1 protein-coding gene is annotated in these 930 nt (G+C 48.7%); it reads left to right on the forward strand.

What is annotated here, in order from left to right:
- A partial coding sequence (locus CWM53_RS31705) for a hypothetical protein (RefSeq protein WP_206062627.1) occupies positions 1–235 on the forward strand: 235 nt, incomplete at its 5' end.
- Positions 236–930 lie beyond the last annotated feature (695 nt).

Below are 930 nucleotides of genomic sequence, written 5' to 3' on the forward strand. Positions count from 1 at the left end.
TGCGGAGAACGACAACAGACCAGAAATCACATCACCCACACTTCCACCTCTCAAGATGAACGAAAGGAAAAGCGCACACGCCATCACTCCATACACAGAGAAGAACTATCCCCACAACGAAGAATACAGACCAGAGGAAAACCACAAGACAACCACCTCTACAACATCTGCAAAATCACTTACTGGCAGAGAGAAGAAAGTCGCCTTTTCTCCCATACGAATGGTCACCGTATAGAGCGTTAATAAGAGATATACGAGCCCCTCATAAGAGAGGTTATTCGAGTCAGGAAAGAGCACAAATATAAGAGAGAGGGGATGGAGGGGGATCGCTCCCTTTCCCGTATTTATTCAAGTCATGATTTTATCCCCCGTAACATCCCTGCGGTCGAACGAGTGAAAGGGCCACCGCGAAAATCCATAGGGATCGTCCCGCAGGGAAAAGGCTGGCTGCCTGAGTAGAAACGGCTGGAGGTTTTTCGGGAAACGGCTGGGTTCCCGTCATGGAAAGGGTGTGTGCCGGTATAGAGACAAAATGCCGCGGGGACGGCTGATTCTGTGGCGGTACACCCTTTGGTGCGCGGGTGGCTTTCTTCCCTCTGCGCGCAGCTGATGATACGTATTCTGCCAGAGCGTTCGAGGGTCACAAGCTGTTTCAGTAGGTTTTTGGGAAGAGGAAAATACTGCCCACCAGCCCTGTGGTGCGCGTTGAGAAGAATAATGTAAAAAGTGCTCCCGATACACTCCCGGATACTCACTGCTTTTCCAGTTATTCCCGATACAAAATGCTTTTTCGCCTATGTCTTATTGCGATAATAACACCAACAAGAAAACAACGTGTTTAGACAAAGGAGAAAAACATGTACAAGCATTTGAACATCAGCATCACCCTTTGCGGAGAAGAGACGTGTACTGACGAACTCCAGATCTCTC

It is taken from the genome of Klebsiella sp. A-Nf5 (assembly GCF_002810545.1).
GTDB classification, from domain to species: domain Bacteria; phylum Pseudomonadota; class Gammaproteobacteria; order Enterobacterales; family Enterobacteriaceae; genus Klebsiella; species Klebsiella variicola.